7 protein-coding genes are annotated in these 9108 nt (G+C 71.8%); 6 read left to right on the forward strand and 1 reads right to left on the reverse strand.

The genetic code is table 11. The features are described 5' to 3' along the window. Positions 1-163: 163 nt before the first annotated feature. Positions 164-1060 carry a haloalkane dehalogenase gene (locus JQN83_RS32365; RefSeq protein ID WP_219463149.1) on the reverse strand — a complete coding sequence of 299 codons (897 nt, stop codon included), beginning with the start codon at positions 1058-1060 and terminating at the stop codon, positions 164-166. Between the two features lie 396 nt (positions 1061-1456). Between JQN83_RS32365 and JQN83_RS32370 the strand changes: the two genes are divergently transcribed. The 6 genes from JQN83_RS32370 to JQN83_RS32395 form a co-directional block, all read left to right on the forward strand. Beyond that, positions 1457-2140, forward strand: coding sequence for a phosphoribosylanthranilate isomerase (locus JQN83_RS32370; RefSeq protein ID WP_208570956.1), 684 nt, complete (start codon positions 1457-1459; stop codon positions 2138-2140). A 5-nt stretch (positions 2141-2145) separates the two neighbouring features. Continuing rightward, positions 2146-2853, forward strand: coding sequence for a uracil phosphoribosyltransferase (gene upp / locus JQN83_RS32375; RefSeq protein ID WP_208570957.1), 708 nt, complete (start codon positions 2146-2148; stop codon positions 2851-2853). Next, on the forward strand, positions 2850-3764 hold the full coding sequence (locus tag JQN83_RS32380; RefSeq protein WP_208570958.1) for an EamA family transporter: 915 nt from the start codon (positions 2850-2852) through the stop codon (positions 3762-3764). The genes upp and JQN83_RS32380 overlap by 4 nt, the downstream gene beginning before the upstream one ends. A 25-nt stretch (positions 3765-3789) precedes the next feature. Then, on the forward strand, positions 3790-7800 hold the full coding sequence (locus JQN83_RS32385; protein WP_208570959.1) for an amino acid adenylation domain-containing protein: 4011 nt from the start codon (positions 3790-3792) through the stop codon (positions 7798-7800). 141 nt (positions 7801-7941) lie between these two features. Then, complete coding sequence (locus JQN83_RS32390) at positions 7942-8970, forward strand: pseudouridine-5'-phosphate glycosidase (RefSeq protein ID WP_208570960.1); 1029 nt, start codon at positions 7942-7944, stop codon at positions 8968-8970. Positions 8971-8985: 15 nt separating this feature from the next. Further along, a partial coding sequence (locus tag JQN83_RS32395) for a chorismate synthase (RefSeq protein ID WP_208570962.1) occupies positions 8986-9108 on the forward strand: 123 nt, incomplete at its 3' end.

Below are 9108 nucleotides of genomic sequence, written 5' to 3' on the forward strand. Positions count from 1 at the left end.
CTCCTCATCGAGGACCCTGCCCATTGATGATCTTTGTGTGAGAACTCAGATCATGGACAGGGTCCTCCCCATTCCGCTAGACCTCCACCACCACGAATCCCCCCGACGGTCAAAACACGAGTCCGTGGGGCGGGCGGTTCCACCGCCCGCCCCACGGCTGTCCTCAGAGGGCGGTGACGAAGTCCCGCAGGGCGGCCCCGATCTCGTCCGGTGAGTCCTCCTGCACGTAGTGGCTGCCGGTGACGGTGACCTCGCGCTGGTTGGGGAAGGTCCGGGCGAACGCCAGGGCCCGGCCGGTGAGCAACGCCCCCGGCTCGGCGACCACCAGCAGCTTCGGCACCGGGGAGGCGGCCAGCCAGCGGCCGTACTCCTCGACGATGGCGGTCACGTCGGCCGGTTCGCCCTCGATGGGCAGCTCCCGGGGGAACATCAGGGTCGGTCGGCGCGAGTCGGGGTCGCCGAAGGGCCGACGGTAGTGGTCCAGTTCCGCCTCCGACAGGGGGCGCACCACGCTACGCGGCAGCACCACCTCGACGAAGAAGTTCTCCTGGAGCACCAGGCGTTCCCCGTCGGGCGAGCGCATGGCGCGGAAGAGCTGGTCCCGGCCGGCCTCGAAGTCGCTCCACCGGCGGGGCTGGACGATCGCCTCCAGGTAGGCGACGGCCCGGACCCGTTCGGGATGGCGGGCCGCCCAGTGGAAGCCCAGCGCCGAACCCCAGTCGTGCAGCACCAGGGTGACCGGTCGGTCGCCCACCACGGCGTCGAACCAGGCGTCGAGATAGCGCGCCTGGTCGGTGAAGCGGTAGCCGCCGTCGGGCGCCGGCCCGGAGTCGCCCATCCCGACCAGGTCGGGGGCGAGGCAGCGGCCCAGGTCGCGGACCGCCGGGATGACGTTGCGCCACAGGTACGAGGACGTGGGGTTGCCGTGCAGGAACACGATCGGTTCCCCGTCGCCCACGTCGACGTACGAGAGGTGGGTCCCGCACAGGTCGATCCGACGGCGGGGGTGTGGGTCGGCCACGGTCACGGGCACCGCGGCGGGCATGGAACTCTGTGTCACTTGTAGACCTCCTCGGCCCCAGTGATAGCAAGCCGGCCCGGCAATTCCCGGGAATCCCCGTGACGGCGTGTCCGTCGACGGGCGACAGTTCGCGCTCAATGCGGCGGTGCCATTCACGAACTGTTCGCGAGAAATCAACGAATGACTTGGTGAATCCGATTCGGCTCCGCCGCGATCAGGCGGTACGGGGTGCCGTGGTGCCATGGCCGGGCCACTCGCCGGCAAAGTGGCACCGACGCATTCCCGCACATGGGCCTGTCCACCGGCACCGCAGTTTCGTACGTTTCTCCTGTCGATACGAGGGCCCGGACGAGTCCTTCTCGGATCTCCGGACGCCACCGATGTGTCAATGCGCCACGCGGGATTTCCGCCGGCTTTCCAGAAAGGGAGAACCAGATGCAGGGACTGATCCAGGTCGCCGGGGTCATCGACCAGGAGGAGGCCGACCTGATCTGTGCGGAGGGCGCCGACTGGCTGGGGTTCGCCCTGCGGTTGCCGGCGAAGAACGAGGACCTGTCCGAGGCTGACGCGGCCGCCATCGTCGCGGCGATCCAGCCCCGGCACCGGGGCGTCCTGATCACCTACCTCACCGAGGCCGAGGAGATCAGGCAGTTCTGCGCCGAACTCGGCGTCACCGCCGTGCAGCTGCACGGCGACGTGGACCCCGCCCAGTTGGAGAAGCTGCGCCGGATCGACCCCGACCTCTACGTGCTCAAGAGCCTCGTGGTCAAGTCCGACAACCTCGACGAGCTGGTCAAGATCGTCGATGAGAGCGCCGAGTGGGTCGACATGTACATCACCGACAGCTTCAACCCCGCCACCGGGGCCAAGGGCGCGACCGGTCTGGTCCACGACTGGTCGGTCAGCGCCGAGCTGGTCCGCGTCGCGCCCCGACCGTTGATGCTCGCCGGTGGCCTGAACCCCGACAACGTGGCGGCGGCCATCGCGGCGGTACGCCCCGCCGCCGTCGACGCGCACACCGGGCTGGAGGGCCCCGACCGCCGCAAGGACCGCGCCAAGGTGCGCCAGTTCGTCACCGCCGCCCGCCAGGCGTTCGCCGACCTCGCCGGACAGGACTGAGAGCCATGACCGACACCGCCATCCACCCCACCGTGACCGACCCCGCCGTGGCCGGACCGGCCGTGGCCAGCCGGCTGCACCTGTTGCCGCAGACCAACCGGCTGCGCTCGCTGCACACCGTCATCCGGGACCGCGACGCCTCCCGGGCCGACTTCGTGCAGACCTCCGCCCAGATCTTCCGGCAGCTCCTCGACACCGCCCTCGACCTGCTCCCGGTCGTCCCCCAGCAGGTGCGCACCCCGGTCGGGCAGACCTACCACGGGCTGCGCCCGGCCGCACCGGTCTGCGGGGTGTCCATCGCCCGCGCCGGTGAGAGCATGGAGGGCGAACTGCGGGCCATGCTGCCGCAGACCCGGATCGGCAAGATCCTCATCCAGCGGGACAAGACGACGAAACTGCCGCACTTCCACTACGCGGCCCTGCCCCCGGACATCGCCATGTCCCAGGTGCTGCTGCTGGACCCGATGCTCGCCACCGGCGGCACCGCGCTGGCCGCCCTCGCGCTGCTACGTGAGTACGGGGTCTTCGAGGAGGACGTCGTCTTCGTCACCCTGCTCTCCTCGCCGGAGGGCATCAGCGCCGTGCACGCCCAGCACCCCCGGGTCCGGATCGTCACCTCCGCCATCGAGGAGCGCCTCAACGCCGACGCCTACATGGTGCCCGGCATCGGCGACTTCGGTGACCGCTACTTCGGCACGGACCAGCCCCGATGAGGCGCGGCGGAATCGGCGACGTCGGGATCACCGCGCTGGCCCCCGCGATCTGGGGCAGCACCTACCTCGTCACCACCGAGTTGCTGCCCCCGGGCCGGCCCTACCTGGCCGCCCTGGCCCGTGCCCTGCCCGCCGGGCTCGCCCTGATGGCGCTCGGGCGGGTGGTGCCGCGCGGCGCGTGGATCTGGCGGGCGCTGGTGCTCGGCACCCTCAACATCGGTCTGTTCTTCGTGCTGCTCTTCATCGCGGCCTACCGGCTGCCCGGTGGCGTCGCGGCCCTGATCATGTCGTTCCAGCCGATGCTGGTGCTGATCCTCGCGGCGCTGCTGCTGCGCGACCGCATCCGGCCGCTGCACGTCATGGCGTGCCTGCTCGGGGCGACCGGGGTCGCGCTGCTCGTGCTGCGCCCGACCGCCGCGCTCGACCCGCTCGGCGTGATCGCGGCCCTGGCCGGCGCGGCCAGCATGGCCAGCGGGATCGTGCTGACCAAACGCTGGGCGCGACCGCCGGGGGTGGGGGTGTTGCAGTTCACCGGTTGGCAGCTGACCGCCGGCGGGCTGGTCCTGCTCCCCACCACCCTGCTGATGGAAGGGCTGCCGGACCGCCTCACCGGTCCCAACCTGGCCGGCCTCGCCTACCTGGGGATCGTCGGATCGCTGTTCGGCTACGCGGTCTGGTTCCGCGGGCTGGAACGGCTGCCCGCCCTGGCCGCCTCCTTCCTCAGCCTGGTCAGCCCGATCGTCGCCAGCCTGCTGGGCTTCGCCTTCCTCGACCAACGACTCAGCGTCACCCAGCTCGTCGGAGCCCTGGTCATCGTCGCCGCAGTCGCCCTCGCCCAGCGCAGGTCGTCCCCGCCGGCTCCGCCACCCGACCCGGTGCCGGTGGCGTCACGGGCGCTGACCAGCCGGTGAGGCGTCACCCACCACAGGGGGAAGCATGCTTACCACGCCCGCCACCACCGAAGCCCACCAGTCGACCACCGACACCCTTGAACCGGCCACCGGCACGCACGACCCGGCCGACGTGACCCTGCCGGACCTGCTCGACGAGCAGGTCCGGGCGGACCCCGACGCGATCGCCGTCCGGCACGGACCGGAGGGGATCACCCGACGGGAACTGGCCCGCCGGGCCCGCACCCTCGCGGCCCAGCTCCGCGAGCGGGGCACCGGCCCCGACGACCGGATCGGACTCTTCGCCGAGCCGTCCGCCGCACTCGTCGTCGGGGCCTGGGGAATCCTGTACGCGTCGGCCGCCTACCTGCCCCTGGCCCCCGACTATCCCGACGAACGCCTGCGCTACATGGCCACCGACGCCGGGTTGCGCGTCGTCGTCGCCCAGGACGACCTCGTCGAACGGCTGTCGGACCTGGTCCCGCCCGGCACCGCCATCGTGCCGCTGAGCGTGTGGCACGACACGGCCCCACCCGACGTGCCCCGCCGGGGGCCACGGCCCGGCCATCTCGCCTACGTCATCTACACCTCCGGCAGCACCGGTCGACCCAAGGGCGTGATGATCGAGCACCGCAGCATCGTCAGCCAACTGCGGTGGCTGCGGGACACCTACCGCCTCGACGAGGCCGTCATCCTCCAGAAGACCCCGATGAGCTTCGACGCGGCACAGTGGGAGATCCTCGCCCCGGCCTGCGGCGGCACCGTCGTCGCCGGCACCCCGGGCCTGCACCGCGACCCCGAGGCCATCATCGAGACCATCCGACGGCACGGCGTCACCGCCCTGCAGTGCGTACCGACCCTGCTGCGGGCGCTGGTCGACACCGAACGCCTCGGCACCTGCACCAGCCTGCGGCAGATCTTCACCGGTGGTGAGGCGCTGTCCACCACACTCGCCGCCGACGTGCTCGCGGCGCACCCCGCCACCCTGGTCAACCTCTACGGCCCCACCGAGTGCACGATCAACTCGTCGGCGTTCACCGTCGACCCGGCGACCCTCGACCCCACGCAGCAGTCCGTGTCGATCGGGCGGCCCGTCACCGGCCTGCGCTACGTCATCGTCGACACCGACGACGCCCCGGTCACCGGGGAGGCCGTCGGGGAACTGCTCATCGGCGGCGTCCAGCTCGCCCGGGGCTACCTGCACCGGCCGGCGTTGACCGCGCAACGGTTCGTGCCCGACCCGGTCACCGGCGAACGGCTCTACCGCACCGGTGACCTGGCCGCCTGGCAGGCCGACGGCACCGTACGGTTCGTCGGTCGGGTCGACAACCAGGTGAAGCTGCGCGGGTTCCGGGTCGAACTCGACGAGGTGCGCCTCGCCGTGGAGGCCCACCAGTGGGTCCGGCACGCGGGGGTACTGGTCCGCGACGACCCGCGTACCGGCCACCCGCACCTGCTCGCCGTCGTCGAACTCAACCCGCGTGAGGCGGCGCTGATGGACCAGGGGCGGCAGGGGGCCCACCACCGGTCGAAGGAGAGCCGGCTCCAGGTCCGGGCCCAGTTGTCGCACGGCGGGGTGCGTACCCCGCAGGAGCTGGCCGGGCGGCCGGTGCTCGCACTGCCCGGGGCCGAACCCACCGAGGAGCAGGTACGGCGGGTGTTCGCCCGCAAGACGTACCGGTTCTACGAGGGCCCGCCGGTCACCCGCGCCGACCTGCTGGCACTGCTGCGCCCGGCCGAGCCCGGCCCGGTGCCGCCGCGCCCGCTCGCACAGCTCGACCTGGCCACCTTCGGGGAGATCATCCGCTACCTCGGGCAGTTCGTCAGCGACGAGCGGCTGCTGCCCAAGTACGGCTACGCCTCACCGGGGGCGCTCAACGCCACCCAGGTCTACCTGGAGATCCACCAGCTGTGGGGGCTACCGTCCGGCTACTACTACCACCATCCGCTCACCCACGAACTGGTCCGGATCGGCCCGGCCGCGTCCCGGCCCGAACCGACCGTCCGGCTGCACCTCGTCGGCCGGCGACGGGCCATCGAACCGGTCTACCAGAACAACATCCGCGAGGTGTTGGAGATCGAGACCGGCCACCTGGTCGGCCTGCTGGAACAGGTCCTGCCCGGGTACGGGCTGACCGTCACGGCCGCCGACCACACCCCGCAGACCATCCGGCACCTCGACTGCGCCGACGAGGACCTCTACCTCGGCAGCTTCGCGCTGACGCCGTACGCCCCGCCACCGCCCGACGAGATCGACGTGTACGTCCAGGTCCACCCGGACCGGGGCGGGGACCTGGCCCCGGGGCAGTACCTGCACCGTGACGGCGACCTGGTCCGCATCGACGACGCCCTGGTGCTGCGCCAGCACGTCATCGCGATCAACCAGCAGGTGTACGACCGGGCCGCGATCGGCATCAGCATGATCAGCACCACGTCGACCCGGTGGCGGCGCTACGTCGACCTGGGCCGCGCCCTGCAACGGCTGTCCATGAACGACCTCGGCTTCGGCTTCATGTCCTCCGGCTACAGCTCCGACACCGGTCACGACCTGCCCTCGGCGCACCGCATCCGGGGCATCCTGCGCCGGCACGGGCTACCCGACGGTCCGTCGTACTTCGCCGTGGGTGGGCGGGTCAGTGCCGCCCAGGTGGCCGGCCGGGGCATGAAGGAGGACGTCGTACACATGAAGGGTCCGGCGGAGCTGATCCGCGACGACCTGGCCGGTCGGCTGCCGGACTACATGCTGCCCAACAAGGTGGTGATCGTCGACCGGATGCCGCTGACCGCCAACGGCAAGACCGACCTCACGGCACTCGCCGCCCGGGTCGCCGACGACCCCGGCCCGCAACGGCCGTTCGTGGCGCCCCGCACCGACCTGGAACGCCGCATCGCCCGCCTGTGGGCCGAGGCGGTCCGCCAGGACGACGTCTCCGTCCACGACGACTTCTTCGCCTGCGGTGGCAACTCGCTGATCGCCGTCGCCCTGATCAACCGACTCAACCGGGTGTTCGGCGCGACGCTGCCCATGCAGGTCATCTTCGACAGCCCGACGGTGGCCCAGCTGGCCCGGCGCGTCTCCCAACGCGACCAGGTCAGCAGGTCCCGGCTGGTGCCGTTGGCGCCGGCCCGGGAGGGTCGCTCCGTCTACTGCTGGCCGGGCCTCGGCGGCTACCCGATGAACCTGCGGCTGCTCGCCGGCACGGTCGGCCGGCCCTTCCACGGCGTGCAGGCCCACGGCGTGAACCCGGGCGAGGAGCCCTACCGGACGATCGCCCGGATGGCGGCCGAGGACGTGCGGGCGATCCGGGAACGGCAACCCCGTGGCCCCTACACGCTGTGGGGTTACTCGTTCGGCACCCGGGTCGCGGTGGAGGCGGCGTACCAGTTGGAGCAGGCCGGCGAGCAGGTCGACCAACTCGTCCTGATCGCCCCCGGATCACCCCGGGTAGGGGTGCCGCAGGACCCGGCCACGGTCGGCACGGCGAGCTTCGCCAACCCGACGTACCTGGCCGTGCTGTGTTCCGTGTTCGCGGGGACGGTCAGCGGGCCGGTGATCGAGGAGTGCCTGGCCACCGTCGTGGACGAGGAGAGCTTCACCGGGTTCGTCCAACGGCACTTCCCCGCCCTGGACCTGCCGCTGGTCCGCCGGATCACCGGGGTCGTCGCCCGCACGTACGGGCTGCGCCACACCGAGGACGAACTCGCCAGGCGGCCGGTGCGGGCCCCGGTGACGGTGCTACGCACCCGGGGTGACCAGGAGTCCTTCCTCGACACCCCCGTCGCCCGCCGCAACCTCTCCCCCGTCGTCGTCGACCTGGCCGCCGACCACTACGGGGTGCTGCGCGAGCCGGGGGTCCACCAGGTGGTGGCGGCGCTGCCCGCCCGGTCCCGGCGTCGCCCGGTCCGACCGCACGTGAGCATCAGCCACCTGCCGATCGCCCTGACCGACGAGCAGCACAACCGGCTGGTGACCGCCGTCACCCGCGCCATGACCAGAGCCTTCGGCTGCGACGAGGACGCGGTCTCCGTCGCACTGGAAGCGGTCCTGGAGGAGTGAGCCGGTCCCCGGCCCACACCGCCCCCGACCCACCGACGGGCCGGCCCCGCCGACGACCCGCAACCGACCTGCCCGAAACCGGTCCCGAGCTGCCCGACACCGAACCCGACCGGCCCGGACCGGACCGACCGAGGAGCCCGCATGACACGCAACGTCCACTCCACCGTCGAGGTGCGGCTGAGTGAGGAGGTCGCCGACGCCCTTGCCGAGGGGCGGGCGGTGGTGACGCTGGAATCCAACGTGATCACCCACGGCCTGCGTTACCCGGACAACGCCGCCACCGCGCACCGGGTCGAAGATGCCGTCCGGGAGGGCGGCGCGGTGCCGGCGACGGTCGCGGTCGACGACGGGGTGATCCGGGTCGGCATGACCGCAGCGGACATCGAACGGTTCGCCTCCACACCGGGCATCCCCAAGGTGAGCGCCCGGGACCTGCCGGTGGCGCTCGCCCGGGGCGGCATGGGCGCGCTGACCGTGGCGAGTTCACTGATCGCGGCGGACCTCGCCGGCATCGCGTTCTTCGCGTCCGCCGGCATCGGCGGGGTCCACCGCGGCGCGGAGACCAGCATGGACATCTCCTCGGACCTCGTCCAGTTCACCCGTTCCCGGGTCGCCGTGGTGTGCGCCGGGGCCAAGAAGATCCTCGACCTCGGACTGACCATGGAATATCTGGAGACCCACTCGGTGCCGGTGGTCTCCTACCGCTCCGACGACTTTCCGGCCTTCTACTGCGTCTCCAGCGGCATCCCCAGCCCCTGCCGCCTCGACGACGACACGGTCGTCGCCCGCGCGGTGGAGAACCACTGGGCGCTGGGCAACCACAGCTCCTTCCTGATCACCACCCCGGTCGACGCCGAGGAGGCGGTGGACGACGCCGAGGTCGACCGGGCCATCGTCGAGGCGATGTCGGCCGCCCGACGCGACGGGGTACGCGGCAACGCCATCACGAAGTACCTCATGCGTGCTGTCGACGCGGCCACCCAGGGCCGCTCGTCCCGGGCCAACATGGCGGTGCTGATCAGCACCGCCCGGACCGGCGGCCACCTCGCCGCCGCCCACGCCCGCTACCTGGCCGAGGTGGGGAACCCGGCTACCGCCGGTGCCGCCCCGCCGGCCCGGGTGCCGGCCGGCGCCGGGACGGCGCACGCCCTGCCCGGTGCGCGGACCTGACGGGGGGTGGTGACGGTGTTGCGTTGGCTGACTGCAGGTGAATCGCATGGTCCGGCTCTGGTGGCGTTGTTGGAGGGGGTTCCCGCTGGGGTGGCGGTGACTTCTGGTGACATCGCGGGTGAGTTGGCGCGGCGTCGG

The sequence above is a fragment of the Micromonospora antibiotica genome (assembly GCF_017599305.1).
In the GTDB taxonomy this organism is placed as follows: domain Bacteria; phylum Actinomycetota; class Actinomycetes; order Mycobacteriales; family Micromonosporaceae; genus Micromonospora; species Micromonospora antibiotica.